Origin of the sequence: Candidatus Pantoea multigeneris, from assembly GCF_011752615.1 — a bacterium.
In the GTDB taxonomy this organism is placed as follows: domain Bacteria; phylum Pseudomonadota; class Gammaproteobacteria; order Enterobacterales; family Enterobacteriaceae; genus Pantoea; species Pantoea multigeneris.
In genome coordinates this window covers 1-16,387 of record NZ_VWXF01000001.1, presented here as the reverse complement: position 1 = coordinate 16,387, position 16,387 = coordinate 1, and the positions used below count along the sequence as shown (strand labels likewise).

Below are 16,387 nucleotides of genomic sequence, written 5' to 3'. Positions count from 1 at the left end.
CCTGCGGAGCAGGTCGCCATTTACTGATATGAAAGGTCGTGTTGCGTCAGATCGCACCAGGCTGAGGGCAACAACTCATCGCATTTTTCGCAGTGAGAGGCTTCGACTGAAGGCGCTCTTATCCTGGTTATTGAACTGTTTGGTTTAAACTAAACGGTTTAATAGCGACAAAGTTAGCTGGTTTAAATTCTGTCGTCAATGGGGTTTTTAAAGCCATAAAAACATCATATAGATATTATTTATCAATAACTTATATTGAATTTATGGGTTTTATGACGACTTTTTGTCGACAAAAATGTTTTTTCTGTGATGTAAAACATCTGGCGAGAGGGGCGGGGTTTATGCTTTTCTAACAGGACGGATGAGTAACAGAGTGGCGGGGATTCCCGACACGGCCACGATGAGAACAGTACATGCTGAAGCAGAAACCTCCCGCAGCAGAGGTCGCGACCGACCTTGCGATAAAGAAAAAACGCATTCGCGATCCACAGCGTACGCGCCAGCATATTATTGATGCTGCGCTGGATGAATTTACCGAACGGGGATTTGACGGCGCGCGTATGGATGCGATTGCGGAACAATCGCAGACCAATAAAAGCCTGATTTATCGCTATTTTGACAGCAAAGAGGCGCTGTATATCGCGGGGCTGACGGACACTTATGAGAAGCTACGTGCCTCGCAGCATGATATTCATTTTGACGATCCTGATCCGGTGGAATCAATGCGTAAACTGATTGAATCCACCTTTGACAGTTTTGCCAAAAATCCCCGTCTGGTGCGCATTCTTACCCATGAAAACGTGCAGAATGCCCGTTTCCTGCGGCAATCGATGAACATCAAGCTACTCTATACGCCGCTGATGGATAAGCTGAATCATGTGATCAAAAAAGGGCAGGATGCCGGGATTTTTCGTCAGCACATTGAGATGAAAAACCTCTACATCTCGATCTCTTCGCTGGGGTATTTCTATTTTTCCAACATTCATACCCTTGGGGTGGTGCTGGATGAAGATCTGAGCAAGAAGAAAAATATCCAGAATCAGCGCCGTCATGCGGTTGAGATGGTGCTTGCCTGGCTGACAGCTCCCGCGCCTGGACAATAACGGGAAATTTTTGGCGTGAATCCTTCAGCCTGTTTTGGGGATATCAATCCCCGGAGAAGCGATGTATTTCCCCCGTTTTGCCGCTAAACATCCGTTATCCCCGCACTTTTTGCTAAAAAATTGTTTTCGGAGATTGATTATAGTTGTACAGCTTTTAGGGTGTTGTACAACTTACCGGGTCAGATGCCGGCCAACTACATGGGGTAAACATATGCGTCAAAATGAATACACTCAGAGCCCTTCGGAAGCCATGCAGCAGTATTTTAGTCAGGCTTCATTGCCCTCCCAGCAGGAAATTTTGGGGCAGATTGTTGTCGAGATCCTGAGAGAAGGCCGCACGCTTAACCGTAAATCCCTCTGCACCAAACTTCTTGGTCGTCTGGAACGGGCAGGCAATGCTGAGGAAGAGCACCAATATCATCAACTGATTGGGCTGCTGTTTGATCGAGAAGGCTGAGCTTCAGCCTGATTCCACTGTTATACGGCATCATGTTTTCTGAACCTGCATCACTGTGTATGACGCGTGGATGATAAAAAATCACACATCAATCGCGATAAAAAACTGGCGTACAGATGTCGTCAGGAAGGTCGTCATCAGAGACAGGTATGAGCAGAAGTAATCCACAGCAGAGAATAGATGAGATCATTGGGGAAGCTGCACTGGCGCTGCTTCAACAGGCAGGCCCGGTAACCCTTCGTGCACTTGTCGCACAGTTACAGACCATGCATAAACTGGCTGAGGATTCGGCCAGGCGCAATGATGTCATGCTGGCTCTGCGGGAGGTGCGGATGAGTATTAAATCCGTAAGTCAGGAGTTTCCTGAGGAGATGGGAGAAATTGAGGGGAAATCGAGTCATGCCTTTCTGGAGACGCACTCTCTGGCTAACAGCCGCAAGCATTAAGCCCAAAAACACTTAACTAACCACTACCTTGAACTACGGGATACCGATATGCCGACTTCAGTCGATCTGTACTCAGCGTTACCCAATATTGAGCTGGCCGAGCATTTCCGTAACGCGAGTGTTGCACTCAATGAAGAGGCCGCTGTCCTGGATATCATTATTCGTAACGTCCTGGCAGTGGAAGGTCGGGTCAGTAATAAGTCAGTCATTATCAGTCTTGTTAAGGCGCTAGAGTCGACCACGGATGTTGCGCAGGCGGACGTACTGCGTAGAACGCTTGAGATCGTCGTTGGCTATACGCCGGATGATTAACTGAGCATACGCATTTATAGCCCTGAGAACAGACGGTTAAAACCCGCCTACGGCGTCTGTCCCCCCTTTAAGGGTGTTTTCAGCATCGCTCCCACTGGCAGTTAGTCTCTGGGAGCGAAGTCATACTCCTCCCCCTGGTTTATCTGTGCATGACGGTCAGTACGTTGTCCATTGTTTCGGCAGGTTATTTCACCCTGGTCAGGTCTGCTGACCCGTCAGTGACGGTTCCCGCATCTGCGTGATAAAGTGGGCTTTAACCCACCCAACGGTTGCGGGCGTGGGTGAAAATCAGTGCATCCCCACAGCCTCAAACTCCCCTTAACAACGGATTTCATCATGCTGATTTACGACGAGGATTTACATGTCTTTTCTTACAAGTAACAACTGGTTGGTCTGGGCACTGCTGTCGGCTGCATTTGCCGCTATGACGGCAATTCTGGCCAAAATTGGAATTCAGGGGGTTGATTCCGATCTCGCGACGCTGATCAGAACGGGTTTTATCATTGTCATCCTGTGTTTATTTGTGGTGTTTACCGGGAAATGGACTAACCCACTCACGTTAAGCGGTAAGACCTGGTTATTCCTGCTGCTTTCCGGGTTAGCGACGGGCGCATCATGGGTTTGCTATTTCAGAGCGTTAAAAGTGGGTGAAGCGTTTAAAGTCGCCCCGGTGGATAAACTGAGCGTGGTACTGGTCGCGGTGTTTGCCTGCGTATTTTTGGGCGAGCGGCCATCCATTCGCGAATGGATCGGGCTAGGGCTCATCGCTGTTGGCGTTGTGACTTTATCACTGCGTATCTGATTCACGATAAAGCGTGCCATCTCTGGCACGCTTCGCATTTACGCCGGTTGTGCCGCCGCTGCGGCATACACCGAGGACGCCAGCCAGCCGCAGTCGATAGGCAAGACCACACCGGTAATGGCGGCTGCCTGGGGCGAACAGAGGAAGTAGATCGCATCGGCGATTTCACTCGGTTCAACGAAACGACGCAGTGCGGATTTCGCAATCACAGCTTCAGGGTTACGCTCACCACTTTCAATCCGCTGTTTCATCGCAGGCGTCAGCGTATACCCTGGCGCAACGGCATTCACTCGCACACCAGCAGGACCAAACTCAGAGGCCATGACCTCGGTTAAGGTTTTCAGTGCCGACTTACTCATGGCATAGGCGGGCTGTGGGTGTGCCTGGTAGGTGGTGAGTGAACACAGGTTAATGATCGACCCCGCCTGGTCGGCAATCATTCTGGCACCGAAAACTTGTCCCATTAGCAGCGTGCCGCGCAGGTTGATATTGATAATGCGGTCAAAATCCTCCAGCGCCATGTTGGTGATACGCGTGGCATTTTGTAACACGCCGCCGGAATTCACCAGGACGCTGACGGAACCAAATCGACCATAAATTTCAGAGGCGAATGCGTCAACGTCATCTTTGTTGGCCACATCCAGTTTACGGAAGGTCGCCTGACCGCCATTGACATTGAGTTCTTCAGCAATCGCCAGACCGCGCGCTTCATTGATATCGGCAATAATGGTTTGCCAGCCCTCCGCCACAAACTTCCGCACTGTCGCTTCACCGATTCCGCTCGCGCCGCCCGTGACAACGGCGACTAATCCATTCTGTTTAATGGTCATCAATCCAATCTCCCGACTCTGAGTGAGTGCGCGTTGTGTCCCGGTATTGACCAGCCACAACACGCGATGTCTAGGGGATATCAGGCGCTGTTTTTATCGCCTATAAATCCCTTGCCAGTCCCTTAAGATTACATATAGTATTTGTTTTGTCGACATTTGGACGACATTAAAAAATGAGCTCGTTACGGTTTTACTACGTAATGAGTTCGCTCTATATCAATAACTTATGACGTCGGAGTTTCAGCATGGCACGCTATAATTTTGAGTGTATTGAAGGGCATACTGCGGGTATGCCCGTGCGTTTAATCATCTCCGGCCAGCCTGAATTAGAAGGTGCAACCCAGAGCGACCGCAGGCGGGATTTTATTGAGCGCTTTGACTGGATGCGGACCGGGATCATGTGTGAGCCGCGCGGCCATGAAATGATGTCCGGTGCCATGCTGGTCCCATCAACCCGACCCGATTGTGATACCGGCGTGCTGTACCTGGAGACCTCCGGCTGTATTCCGATGTGTGGCCACGCCACGGTGGGGCTCACCACCTTTGTAATCGAAAATGCATTGATTACCCCGCAGACACCTGGCGTTTTGCGTCTTGACACCCCCGCGGGTGTGGTCGAAGCACACTATGTTTTCGATGGCACAAAAGTGACCGAAGTGCGCTTTGTTAACATTCCCTCTTTTGTTTTCGCGAAAGATGTTGAAATTGATCACCCCGACTTAGGGCGCATTCACTTCGATATCGCCTATGGCGGTAACTTCTACCCGATCGTCGAAAGCCAGGCGAACTACCGTGACTGCGCTGACTATTCGCCAGAAGAACTGCGTCGCATGGCGCAGGTGCTGGTGAAGCTTATCCCGCAGGTGATTGATGTGGTGCACCCGGAAGATCCCAATGTGCGTGGCGTGCATCACACCATGTGGGGTGGCGCGCCACAGGTTGGCGGAGACGCGCGTGGTGTGGTGATTGCGACGCCAAAAATCATTGACCGCTCACCCTGCGGAACCGGGACGTCAGCCCGCGTTGCACTGCGCGCTGCACGTGGTTTGCAAGATATTGGCGATGTGTTCGTGCATGAGAGCATCATCGGCACCACGTTCAAGGGGCGGGTTGAAGAGCATCTGACCCTGCGTAATGGCACACCTGCTGTGCGTCCAAGCGTGGAGGGCGTCGCTTATGTTACCGGTCGCTCCAGCCACTTTATTGATGATGAACAGCCGTTCTATTCTGGTTTCCTTGCCTGATTGCCGTGCAACGCCCTGAACCCGCCCTGGTGTAGGCGGGTTTTTTTTGGCATCCAGATTGTTAAAGCAGCAGAAAACGAGACAGGGCGAAAAACAGGTGGGCGCACCTGTAAATTCGTGCGCCCACGCATAAGGGGTTATTTCTGCGCTAATGCCAGGTCGACACCTGCATCGGACATTTTTTTAACGTCACCGGAAGCCTGTTTCGCTTTGATGAACTGATCGAACTGGGCGAGGTCGGCGGCCGGGATATCTTTCCGGACGCCAAAGTTAATGCTCTGTTTTGCCAGCAGTGGGTTTGGTGTGAATGCGGCTGCCCAGTCAGGATGGGCACGTAACAGCAGGGTATTGCTCATGCTGTCATCCGCGAGAAAGTCCGCACGTTTTGACATCAGAGACAGGCGGGTTTCATCAAAGCCGGGCAGGCGCATAATTTTGGCCCGTTTAAGTACGCTGCTGATGGCTTTGTCCTGCGCCGTGCCTGACATCACCGCAAAGGTATATTCCGGTTTATCGATGTCAGCCAGAGAGGTAATTTTCTTCGGCAGTCGAGGGTTATTTTTGTTGTAAACAAAGTCGACGCTGTAATCCACCACCGGGGCGGTAAACGAAATCGACTGGCGGCGTTCGGGTGTGTCATTGAGTGACAGGGAAACGTCCCACTTACCTGACTGCAGCCCGGCGACAATGTTGTCCCAGGAGGTATCAGCAAACTCGACTTTTACCTTAAGAACCTGCTCACCAAACTGGCGACACAGATCCGGGAAGAGTCCGCTGTAGTTGCCGGTTTTAGGATCGCGCATCACCCATGGCGCGGATGCCGCAGCCCCACAGCGCAGTACGCCCGCCTGACGGACTTGCTGCCAGGTTGTGTTGCTTTCAGCGTGAGTAGGCAGGCTCAGCAGTGATGTCCCCAACAGTGCTGCAGTGACGAACAGTTTGCGACCAAAACAAGTGACTTTATGCATGTATGTACCCTCAGAATTATAACACCCAGGTGGATAACATCAGTGATGAAAGTGTTGATCAAATTGCCATCACATTTGTCGACATAATGACTACAATGTCAATTGTGATAGTTTGATTTTGCGATAGGGTTTTCATATATTGCATTTAAAACAGTGGGTTAATTTTTATTAGTTGTTGAATTTTATAGGTTTTATTTTTTAGTGGTTTTGTTATTTGTGTCGACATTGAGTCGACTTATTGGTGTGAAAATCACGTTGCAGCCTGAAGGCCAGAGACAAAAAATCGGCAGGGAATAAGAACCAGGGGGTCAGGACAGCGATCGTGTCATCGCTGCCCTGGAGAAGGGAATCAGGGGTAGTTGATCTGTACGTCTGAGGTGAGATTACGGTTGAGGAACTGCATGAAACGTCCACGGAATTGCGCGGCATGTTGATGAGCATATTTCTCCGCCAACTCAACATCCCTTGCTTCAATCGCGTTGGTGATCAGGCTGTGGTCACTGCCAATCTGATCGGCAGTTTTATGCTCATCCAGGGTCTGGAACTGGAAGTGAAGGTGCAGCATACGGCGGCCTTCTTCGAGCAAACGACGATAAACATCGGTGAAGTAGCTGTTGTGGGCGGCTTCCGCAATGGCCATGTGATAATCATAGTTCTTTTCGATCATCCCCTGGCTGTTGCCATTTTTCACGCAGATTTTCAACGCCTTCTCATAGGCCACTTCCGCTTTGCGAATCGCGATAAGCTGCGCTTCCGTACGGTGCATGGCAGCCAGTCGGGTGATGACGCGCTGAACCAGATCCAGCGCATCCAGAAACTCGGGGATCTGGCTGAAATTCATCGGTGATACCACCGTGCTGCGATTAGGCAACATGGTCACCAGACCATCGGCGGAGAGGCGGACCAGGGCTTCACGAATCGGCGAGCGGGATAAAGTGAAACGCTCCGCCAGGCTCACTTCATCAATCGCACTGCCTGGTGCCAGTTTCATGGTTAAAATTTCATCACGCAGGACGCCATAGACGCGAACGGCACCGGTCTCTTTTTGGGTTGGGTTCTCTTTTTCTTTTTTGATCATGTCAACTTCCGTGAATAGTAATGACTTCAGGCACCGGCTTCATCGCCCTAATATACAGCAATCTTTCCCTCTCGCACGGCGAGTGCGGGTTGTTACACCAAATTCTGGTTTTCTGATGTCGCTGAGATTCTGCGCTGTTTGCTTGCGTCATCTGTGATAACGTTAAAAAGACGACTATAGCAGCGTTTTTGTCGACATTTTGCATTTTTTGGCGACCTGACTGTGAACACAATGGAAGAGCACATGACCAAATATGTGGGTGATACGAATAATCAAAGAGAAACCGGCGCGATGCGGGTGTATGCCATTTTGCGTGATGAAATTTTAACTATGCAGCTGGCACCGGGCAGTGCGGTTGATGAGATAAGCCTGGCAGAACGTTTTGCCCTGTCACGCTCGCCGATTCGCGAGGCGTTGGTGCGCCTCTCGGCCGATGGACTGGTGATGATTTCGCCCAACCGGACCACGTCTGTTGCTCCTATGGATTTTGGCCGCATCCCCGAATTTCTCGATGCCCTGGATTTACTGCAGCGTGTTGTCACACGGTTGGCGGCCATTCACCGCACTGCAGATCAGATGGCTGCCATTCGCAAAGCCCAGAAAGCCTATGAAAAAGCCTGTGCGGCCTGCATCAAATCGGGTAACAGCCAGTCGATGATTGAAAAAAACTATGAGTTTCACATGGTGATTGCCGCCGCTGGGCACAATGTCTATTTTGCCGATCTCTATCGGCGATTACTGGAAGAGGGGCGGCGTATGTTGCATTTGCACTTCCAGTTTCAGACGCTGGACGAGCACCTCACCGCCGAGGAGATCTCCAGCGACCATGTGGATATCGTCAATGCGATTGAACAGCAAGATGCGGAGATGGCAGAGAAATTTGCCCATTTGCATGCGACGCAGTTTAAAGGGCGGTTTATGCAGTTCCTCGATCGTAACCTGACCGCCAATATTCCGGTGAATTATCCCTGAATGGGAAAAATAAAGTCGGTAGCCTGAACCTGTTTACATTTCAGTGTAAACACCTCTTCAGAACTGACCATCAACGGACTGAATTATAAAACGGCTCATGGCCATCCGCCGGTCCTGAAGTGGCACTGCCCATTGCTTTGACGCTGACTGGGTGGCCTGCCGCTTCACCTTCTTCACCGATTCATTCTGTGTGCTAAACTCCGATCTATCAGTATTCCCGCGACTTTCAGTGTCGGAACCCGACGTTTCTGGCGCAAGCCAGTGGCGGTACCGCCAACATCACATATACTTTCGAGCAGAATTCGAAAGCTGATGTGAAGAGTGGGGCAAAGTATGTTTTTTGTTGGGCTGCATGTCCCAGACAATCTAACAACCCCTTGAACATGGGTAGATAGCTGCTCAGAGAGATATCCCAGAATCTCAGACGTCACCCCAGCCAGACAGACAATCCTGGGGCGCGTTATACCATTTATAACTGCAGGCGAGACTGCTCCTATTTCTGTATCACAGTATTTATCATTGCCGATAATAACCAGCGTAAAAACGTTCAGATTATAAAAAAACATCCGCCTCAGAGTCAATACAGATGTTAGAAAGATCACTTCCGTAATTTAATCACTGTAGTCACCCGGAGGATTTTATGCCTTTAGATAATATGGTTGAGGAAAACAGTCATAATACTGATGTGTCATCGGCGAGTGATAAAGAACAGGACATTAAAACTCGTGATAATGAAGTCTCCGCTACCTCTTCACCTGTTATTCATGCTGGTCCTGTTGATGCCGACATGGGCAGGCATATCATTGAAGGGATAGAGATACAATTTCCTGAATTCATGGAGTTCTCTCTGCTGGGTAAAAACAGAAATTATTTCCGGGTGAATTCTCTCAGACAACTCCAGTCTGATATACAACAGTTAATTGAGAATTTGTCGGGAAATAAAGGGTTTCTTCCAGGTGCGATATTGGAAAAACTTGCCTCACTGAAAAACAGCAAAGATAAACGCAGTGTTTTTAATTATTTCGGCACGTTCATTGAAGAATATATTCATTTCCGCCAGAGGAATTACGACGGCAATACCAGCGGCCAGAAAATTCTGTCGGACAGAAACCGCCAGCAACAGGGCCTTGCTACCGACAAAGATAAGCACAAACAGCAGACAGATTTACTGGCATCGCGGCTGAGTGGCTACCTTGCACAGACGTTCGCCCTGCTTATGCGGCTGAGGGAGACTGACCTGAGCTCATGGCGTGACACAGAAAACCGGGCACGTGACACTTTAATAAAGCGACTGCCACTGCCTGAGTTTCATGCTTTAAACCTCAGAGGACCGCTGACAGAAAACAGCCAGAGCGGAAAAATCCTGGCTGGCCAAAAACTGAATAACCTTATCCACGCAGAGACCTGGAAGGAACGGGGTTTACGTCAAAAAAGTCTGGCGACGACCGCGGGCGGTTCAGACAGGGCAGAAACTAACGGGGCTGATGAGTTAACAGGGTTTGGCGCTTTACTGGACAAAGAGCCCGACGACCCGGCTGATGGCGTGAATACGGCGTCACTCACCGGTGAGCTGGCGTTGCTGTTGCAGGGTATTAAGCTGACGCGTAGCGCCGCCCTAAAGCTGACGCAAAAAGGGGATAAGGCTTCATTGTCCGGGCGGGAGCTGAATTTCCTCACTTATATTACGGGGAGCTGTGAAAAGCTGACTGCTCTGGTCAGTGAGATGCACTCTGTGGTTGAAAATGCAGTACCGGCAAACGATTTACTTCGGGATTCTCCGGAAAGAAAATTCGCTGAGAACCTACAGAACGCCCTGGCCAGCGCCTGGCAGGCGATCACCACGCATGCGCCTTTTATTTTCCGACCAGCCGAGCAGATAGCCTGGCGGGCAGAACGTGTTTTAACGGCGCAGTTTACGGAAAAAACGGATCGGCTAAAGGATGCCCTCGGCATGCACACGCTGACGGAGGAAGAAAAATCGGCGGTCTTGCAGGCGGGGGGGATCGTTAAGGATCTGCTCCAGCAGGCGATGGCGAATATTCAGCGTATCCACCTGGCGGCCCGGCCGTTATCCGAGGCGCTACAGCATCAGGCAACGCTGAAAGACCTGCTGGCAGCGGGCGAAACGCAGTTTCTTGATGACGCACTGAGACAGCAGCGGGTTTTCTGGCAGACAACCGTTGCAGAGGAGCAAACCGCGCTGGAGTCGTTCATTGAAAAGACCGCCGTCCTGTCGCGCGGGGGAGACCATGACAACCTGAAGCGGCTTATCCGCGAGGTGTTGAGTACTGATGCACAGAGCTCGCACTCAGCCGACGCGCTGAAGGGTTTTTTTGTCGAGCTGAATGGCCATATCAATTACCTTACCGCCCTGGAAAAAGAGGAAGCTAAGCTTCCGGACACGATAGTTGGTTCAGCGCAAAAAAATCAGTCGCTGTCGGCGATATTCACGCCGTGGTTAAAGCAGATGGAAGAAGTCCGCAGCCTGCTGAACGCGCAGATTAGCCAGCTGGCTGGTCGGGAGCCCGCCAGTTTTTCACGCAGCGGAATGCTGGCCAAGGGCATTGCGGTATGGCATCAGGAGCGGAAGGCGCAGTGGCTGCAAAATCAGCCAGCTGAGGGACAGGAAGAGCGCGGAAAGCAGTATGATGCGGCGTTTCAGACCCTGATAAAAAATTATTTGCCGCTGCTGGCGAAGCAACATGACAGGCAGGGGGATGTGCTGCTGCAACGTATCAAAACGGAGATGGTGAACGCGGAGGTCGGTACCACACTTTATCCGACCACGATGGCGGAGATGCTACATACGCAGAAAGGAATGGCCGGGGTGCTGCAAAACTCGGCCATCCGGAGTCTGGTCAGGCTCGGTATTTCAGCAATATTTGGCAGTGTGGGTGTGCTGCCTTCGCTGGCCGCACTGCCGCTGCGCATTGTTATCCGCTCGCTGTTAACCGGTGCGCGGTTAGCGTATGTGTCCCGTAAAGGCGCGGCGGGAGTCAGACTGGGAGAAGGTAGCGCGCGGCTGGAAGCACGTCAGTACAGGCAAACTGCGGTGAGCCAGGTCGTGGCAAAAACGGCGCTTGGCCTGGTTAAACCGGTGCGTGAAGCAGCAGGCCTGGTCTCTTTGCTGTATGAGATTTATCAGGGGGATGCGACAGGTGCGGCCGTACGTGTTGCGCGGGAACTGCCGGCTGAGCTGGGGATGAGCGGCATGGCGGGCGCTGTCAAAGCGGTAGTGCTAGCGCATATTGCTCGTCAAAGTGCTGAGGAGAATGAACAGACGCGAGAGGCGCTGCAACGCCTGTCAGAGGAGATATCTGCTACAGATGACGACGCCGATGCAGAACCTATCGCCACCACGGCGGAAGCCGGTGAGGAGGTTGCAACCGCGCTGGAGGCCATAGTGAATCACCCTGACGGGCCGGCGGGCCCGCAGCGGCTGGCGGTAACGTTGCTGAAGCAGTATCGGGCGCAGCGGGCAGCGGGAGAACCGCCGCTGCGGCTGGAGAGGTTATCATCTGTGGAGCGCAGTCAGTTCAGTTACAACCGTTCAGGCGGGGTTATCTCGCTGCGGGCTGATGCAGAAGAACAGGAAGTCCTGCACGAAATCGCGCACGCGCTGACCGCGCGGCGACTGGACGAGGGGCTGCGTAATCCCGACTCTGAGGCGGGCCAGGCGTGCGCGGAGCTGGCATCTCTGCGGGCAGCAGCAGCTGCGGCATGGCAGGCCAGGGGAGAAGTGCCGCCGGAACTGGCCTACTATCTGGGCGAAAGGGAGGATACGGAAGTGGCGCTGCATGAGTTTGTGGCCGGGGTGTACTCGGATGCTGCGCTCAGGACATTCCTGGCTGGTATTAATACAGAAGGCGAGAGTCTGTGGACGCGGGTGACAGGGTGGCTGTGTGAGCTGCTGGGCATTGAGCGTGAGGCAATTAGCGCGCTGTTTGCGGCGGAGCAGGCAGGGGAAAAACTGCTGGGTCAGGCACTAACGGAAAATACGGATGAAGGGCGAGAGCTATATTGGTGGAGCTACAATCCCGATAAAGGTGTGTTTGAATACGAAGACGAAGACGAAGACGAACAAGATACCGCCTATATAACGCAAGACTGGGAAAACTGGCATGGCTCGTCAGTGGCTAGTTCTGGCGACAGGGCTTCACTGGTCACGTGGCTTGGCACGCAGAGTAAAATTAAAAGGAATCTCTGGTTTAAGAACAGCACGTTGCCCCCTGAATATAAGCAAGATCTCAGGATTCTTGTGGCCGAAAATTACTTTATTTATGAGGGTATGGTCTCTGGAGATGAATACGTTAAATGGATCAGTGATTTCAAACAATGGCCGGCTGACTTTCAAAGTAATAATCGGATTGTCGGTGTTCTGAGGGACCCAGAAACGGATAAGTCTTTCCCCAAGGGGAAAGGCATGTTATTCATTCTGAATGACAGTGAAGGAAATATAGTTTTCTCAAAAATATATTATCCGCAAGACATGGGCGAGGAGAAAGATACATCTGGGACATGGCAGAAGAACATCCTGTCACAAATAGAAGCAGATATGCAGGCACAACCAGAAAGCAACAGGGTTTCGGTTGTACACATTAACGGCTATGATTCACAGCATCCCACTATTGCTACTGGTACCGGTGATGGTTTCAACTTTTTTAAAGCTGAGGGAAACAGTAGAGCTTCCAGTGCCGATATCCGTTTCATTGATATCGAGCCAAAAAGTCAGAATCAGTACAATAATATAAACCAGGCAGAGAGTGCCGGTGTGGATACCGTGCTGATTGAAAAGGCGGCAGAAGAGGGGCTTATTATCAAACAGGAAGATCTCGATAAAAAATATCATGTTAAATTCAGATCTCAGTATATTACGCCATTTTTGCGCACGGAACTTCCGGATTCATCTCTTCAGTATACATTAAGACAAATTCTTCTGGGTGAGCCCTTCCGGCATGAAGAAATAAATTTCAGTTCAATGAGAGCATTTATTAATGTTATAGGAATGAATCAATTCACCAGAGATAAAATTAATAATATAACGACAAAAACACAGCTAAGTATGACAAATCAATTGAAAACCCTGAGGGAAAATGAGGAGTTTAGATCTTCCAATATTTCTGACTTTGAAAAAAGAACAAACAATATCCTGCTAGGCCTATATTTAGATATTGAAACAAAACCTGAAGCAACTGAGGATGAGCAAGAAGTGAGCAATATGATAAATGATTATAGTAATGGGAAGCTAAATATTTCTTTGGTTGATTTAACAATGCCAAGAAATCATACCTTGGGTCCTATGGCAGGCTTGTCGACCTATCCGGTGCCAGGTGTGCTGGCATTGGTAGGCCCAAAGATGACGATTTACATCTCGTTAACCAACAATACTTATGTTACTTTCCCAAGCTGGGAGATTTATAACCCTAGACTTGTTAATTTCATTAATGCCCATCTTTCCCTTTTTAACCGGGGTGATGTCCACTCGACTTTTAAAACAGAATGGAGATTATCATTCAATAGTTCAGGCAATAACAATACCGATGACACAGATAATATTTTCTCATCTCTGCTTGACAGATATATGGATAGCATAGAGTCCAATGTTGACTATGCTATATTTACCACTGCAGAGCAGCGTACCCAATTCTGGACGGAAAAGGCGCAGACAGCGTTAAGAGTATTAGCGGCAGTAGCAACGGTTGCGACGTTGACCGCGTCAGGGAATCCTTACGCAGCAATCGGTGTTGGCATGTTAATAGAAGTGGCAGATATCGCAATGACGGCGGTTCAAGTAAATAATGCGGATCGGCCAGAGACATACCGTGCTGCGAAAAATGAACTTTTAGTTCAAGCCATTCTCTTTGCTGTGTTTAACGTGACGACAGTTCGTGATTTGCTAAAAATCGCCAGCACCAGACCGCAGCAGTATCTCGCAGCGGCGCGAATGGCGCGTGAAGACGTTGCAAGTAATATTGCCGCTAAGCAGACTGGCCGTCGCCCTACACCTGGATCAAGTGATTTTGTCAGCACCAGATCGCCAGGCATAGCAGATACCACTAGCCAGTCATCGAGAAACGTTGAACCAAATAGCTCTTCTTCAGGATACTCTTCAGGCAGTAATCGTCCAGGGTATAGCGAGTCGCGGGTTAATACGCGTGCTGCCAGTACAGGAGGTAATGCTGCGGCTCCACGACAGCCCGCACTTCCTCATCGCGAGCCAGTAATGCCCAGAGCTTCCAAGGCTGATTTATCTGATGCAGAAACTGCGGTGATTGACAGTACGAAGGAACAACTACGCTCAAGTATGGGGGGGCAGTACGATATCTACCAGATGCGTCCAAAAGAAAATTGTGCTAACGCCGCCAAAGATGTCGCTATAGCCCTTAAGCTAAATGGCTACACTGATGTAAAAATGCATGAACTAGGTATCTGGCGGAATGGGCGTACAAATACTATTCCCGTAAATCACTATGTCGTGATGGCAAAAAAAGACGGTGTTGATATTGTAGTTGATCTCACTGCGGGACAGTTTGAAAGATATGATTTAACTGGAGCGATTATAAGTACGAAAAATAACTGGCTGTCCAAGTGGCAGGAGGCAATGGCAGGACAACCGCAATTTTTAGTAAAATTGGCCCCAGTAAGAGGGGGGACAGCAACATCTCCTTTCGGTAATTTTTCGTCCTATAATGATGCGCAGATAACTGTGCCAAATGGAACATTGTTACAATCCCCTGCATGGTACAGCTCAGTAGAAGTAAATGGAGCAAACGCTGTTAGTCATACCACTATAAACACCTCAACGGTCAGCACTCTTTCAGGCACACCATCAGGGAGTGGGCAAGGTTCAGGTAGCATTAATGTTAACAATAGACTCGCCTCCGCGCCGCCAACGAATTATTCCACTGCAACAGGCAGCACAATACGCACTGTCCACCAGGCAATGGTGCCGACGGGAGAAAATGCCAGTAATACCATGCAACAGTCTACTAACTTACCTGGCTCGACTGACAGTGCACAACGTCTGGTTGTCCATCGCGGAGTGAGTGAGAATAGTCCTCATACCACGGAGCGTAACGGCTGGAGGCCGCTGACGTCAATTGACCGATCAGATTTTGATCTTCATCCCGGAGAATGCATTGAGTACCGTTTCAGCTATGTTCGAAATAGTCAAAAAACAACCATTAGTGGGAGAGTCCGCATACCGGCTGACCAGCGCAATAACCGCAAGTGGCATACCTACTTCAGTCAGCAGCTAAACCATATCATAAACGGGGACGATGCCCTTCTCGGGGTGTTTAATGTCCAACACAATGGCCATGGAGGAGGAGGGAGCAGTAACCTGAATTATCTCGACCCCAACTCACATTATAATGCTGTCTATGCGTCCGAAAATTCGGAGGCCACCGAACAAGAATTTACGTGGAATATACTCGCCGTACCCACATAGCAGGGCGAAGTTCTGGAAGGTGGGATAGAGAGACAATGGCAGTGCATACAGGAATGCAGCGAGAAAATATATTTAGAGGTGACGTTGAAGGCTGGAAAGCACTGACCTCCCTGAATTTGCCAGACTTTGATCTTCCTGTTGGAACAAAAATCCAATACGCGTTTAGCTATGTAGTTGTTGAAAATGGTAAGAGCAGAACCGTGGTCAAAAAGGGCTCTATCACGCTGCGCACCGGGAGAAACCGAGACTGGCATCAAGAATTTGGGATAGAACTGAATAAAATCATCGAATCTGACGCTGACCTGCGGGGCATTTTCGACGTTGACACACTTGAACATACCCGGTGGCGTGATTCTTACTGGGGGGGAGATTTTCTCATTATAACGATATGTATATAACAGACGACGGAAGAAGTGCCACAAACACTCAGTTTTCATGGCGGATAGAACCGAAAGCCGGACAGCTTACTTAGCAGTCAACAGAAAGTTATTCATTACCAGAAGGCTCAGGCTGATCTTACCCGCGTAATGTGGGCATAGTGCTAAGAGAGAAAATAGCACTATAAGATTATCTACGATTTATGAAGGCAGGTGAGTCAGCCATCTTTTCTTCAAAGGGTACTCCCACCGAAGGAGGTGGGAGGGGAATTTGAATTGACGCGGTAGCGTCAAATATTTCTCAGCCTCGCGGGTTTTGAAAGTACTTTTTCACAACTTCAGGCGGCG

The 16,387-nt window shown here is 50.1% G+C and carries 12 protein-coding genes; 9 read left to right on the top strand and 3 right to left on the bottom strand.

Annotated features, from left to right (window positions below):
* Positions 1–413 precede the first annotated feature (413 nt).
* The 5 genes from F3J40_RS00060 (at position 414) to F3J40_RS00040 (ending at position 3,120) form a co-directional block, all read left to right on the top strand.
* The gene (locus F3J40_RS00060) at positions 414–1,103 is read left to right on the top strand and encodes a TetR/AcrR family transcriptional regulator (protein WP_167011795.1); all 690 of its coding nucleotides are present in this window, start codon (positions 414–416) and stop codon (positions 1,101–1,103) included.
* A 211-nt stretch (positions 1,104–1,314) separates the two neighbouring features.
* Positions 1,315–1,560, top strand: a complete 246-nt coding sequence (gene ycgZ / locus F3J40_RS00055) for a regulatory protein YcgZ (protein ID WP_167011793.1) — start codon at positions 1,315–1,317, stop codon at positions 1,558–1,560.
* A 149-nt stretch (positions 1,561–1,709) separates the two neighbouring features.
* Positions 1,710–2,006 carry a hypothetical protein gene (locus tag F3J40_RS00050; protein ID WP_167011791.1) on the top strand — a complete coding sequence of 99 codons (297 nt, stop codon included), beginning with the start codon at positions 1,710–1,712 and terminating at the stop codon, positions 2,004–2,006.
* Positions 2,007–2,054: 48 nt separating this feature from the next.
* Entirely contained in the window at positions 2,055–2,318 is a 264-nt protein-coding gene (locus F3J40_RS00045) for a biofilm development regulator YmgB/AriR family protein (protein ID WP_167011789.1), read from the top strand.
* Positions 2,319–2,679: 361 nt separating this feature from the next.
* On the top strand, positions 2,680–3,120 hold the full coding sequence (locus F3J40_RS00040; RefSeq protein ID WP_167011787.1) for an EamA family transporter: 441 nt from the start codon (positions 2,680–2,682) through the stop codon (positions 3,118–3,120).
* Between the two features lie 38 nt (positions 3,121–3,158).
* Here the strand turns inward: F3J40_RS00040 and F3J40_RS00035 are convergent, their stop codons facing one another.
* Positions 3,159–3,950: an SDR family NAD(P)-dependent oxidoreductase gene (locus F3J40_RS00035; protein ID WP_017348922.1), complete on the bottom strand. Its 792-nt coding sequence runs from the start codon at positions 3,948–3,950 to the stop codon at positions 3,159–3,161.
* Positions 3,951–4,195: 245 nt separating this feature from the next.
* Between F3J40_RS00035 and F3J40_RS00030 the strand changes: the two genes are divergently transcribed.
* On the top strand, positions 4,196–5,194 hold the full coding sequence (locus F3J40_RS00030) for a 4-hydroxyproline epimerase (protein ID WP_167011785.1): 999 nt from the start codon (positions 4,196–4,198) through the stop codon (positions 5,192–5,194).
* Positions 5,195–5,331: 137 nt separating this feature from the next.
* Here the strand turns inward: F3J40_RS00030 and F3J40_RS00025 are convergent, their stop codons facing one another.
* A complete protein-coding gene (locus F3J40_RS00025) occupies positions 5,332–6,162 on the bottom strand; it encodes a transporter substrate-binding domain-containing protein (RefSeq protein ID WP_167011783.1) in 831 nt (276 codons plus the stop codon).
* A 349-nt stretch (positions 6,163–6,511) separates the two neighbouring features.
* On the bottom strand, positions 6,512–7,240 hold the full coding sequence (locus F3J40_RS00020) for a GntR family transcriptional regulator (protein ID WP_017348919.1): 729 nt from the start codon (positions 7,238–7,240) through the stop codon (positions 6,512–6,514).
* A gap of 243 nt (positions 7,241–7,483) precedes the next feature.
* Between F3J40_RS00020 and F3J40_RS00015 the strand changes: the two genes are divergently transcribed.
* The 3 genes from F3J40_RS00015 (at position 7,484) to F3J40_RS00005 (ending at position 16,060) form a co-directional block, all read left to right on the top strand.
* The gene (locus F3J40_RS00015) at positions 7,484–8,212 is read left to right on the top strand and encodes a GntR family transcriptional regulator (RefSeq protein WP_167011781.1); all 729 of its coding nucleotides are present in this window, start codon (positions 7,484–7,486) and stop codon (positions 8,210–8,212) included.
* A 640-nt stretch (positions 8,213–8,852) separates the two neighbouring features.
* On the top strand, positions 8,853–15,662 hold the full coding sequence (locus tag F3J40_RS00010; protein ID WP_167011779.1) for a hypothetical protein: 6,810 nt from the start codon (positions 8,853–8,855) through the stop codon (positions 15,660–15,662).
* Positions 15,663–15,697: 35 nt separating this feature from the next.
* Positions 15,698–16,060, top strand: coding sequence for a hypothetical protein (locus F3J40_RS00005; RefSeq protein ID WP_167011777.1), 363 nt, complete (start codon positions 15,698–15,700; stop codon positions 16,058–16,060).
* Positions 16,061–16,387: the final 327 nt, after the last annotated feature.

Bases quoted from the DNA above. Each gene is read 5' to 3' on its own strand.
- F3J40_RS00020 (WP_017348919.1), bottom strand. From the start codon at position 7,240: ATGATCAAAAAAGAAAAAGAGAACCCAACCCAAAAAGAGACCGGTGCC.
- F3J40_RS00035 (WP_017348922.1), bottom strand. From the start codon at position 3,950: ATGACCATTAAACAGAATGGATTAGTCGCCGTTGTCACGGGCGGCGCG.
- F3J40_RS00010 (WP_167011779.1), top strand. From the start codon at position 8,853: ATGCCTTTAGATAATATGGTTGAGGAAAACAGTCATAATACTGATGTG.
- F3J40_RS00045 (WP_167011789.1), top strand. From the start codon at position 2,055: ATGCCGACTTCAGTCGATCTGTACTCAGCGTTACCCAATATTGAGCTG.
- F3J40_RS00005 (WP_167011777.1), top strand. From the start codon at position 15,698: ATGGCAGTGCATACAGGAATGCAGCGAGAAAATATATTTAGAGGTGAC.
- F3J40_RS00030 (WP_167011785.1), top strand. From the start codon at position 4,196: ATGGCACGCTATAATTTTGAGTGTATTGAAGGGCATACTGCGGGTATG.
- F3J40_RS00060 (WP_167011795.1), top strand. From the start codon at position 414: ATGCTGAAGCAGAAACCTCCCGCAGCAGAGGTCGCGACCGACCTTGCG.
- F3J40_RS00015 (WP_167011781.1), top strand. From the start codon at position 7,484: ATGACCAAATATGTGGGTGATACGAATAATCAAAGAGAAACCGGCGCG.
- ycgZ (WP_167011793.1), top strand. From the start codon at position 1,315: ATGCGTCAAAATGAATACACTCAGAGCCCTTCGGAAGCCATGCAGCAG.
- F3J40_RS00050 (WP_167011791.1), top strand. From the start codon at position 1,710: ATGAGCAGAAGTAATCCACAGCAGAGAATAGATGAGATCATTGGGGAA.
- F3J40_RS00025 (WP_167011783.1), bottom strand. From the start codon at position 6,162: ATGCATAAAGTCACTTGTTTTGGTCGCAAACTGTTCGTCACTGCAGCA.
- F3J40_RS00040 (WP_167011787.1), top strand. From the start codon at position 2,680: ATGTCTTTTCTTACAAGTAACAACTGGTTGGTCTGGGCACTGCTGTCG.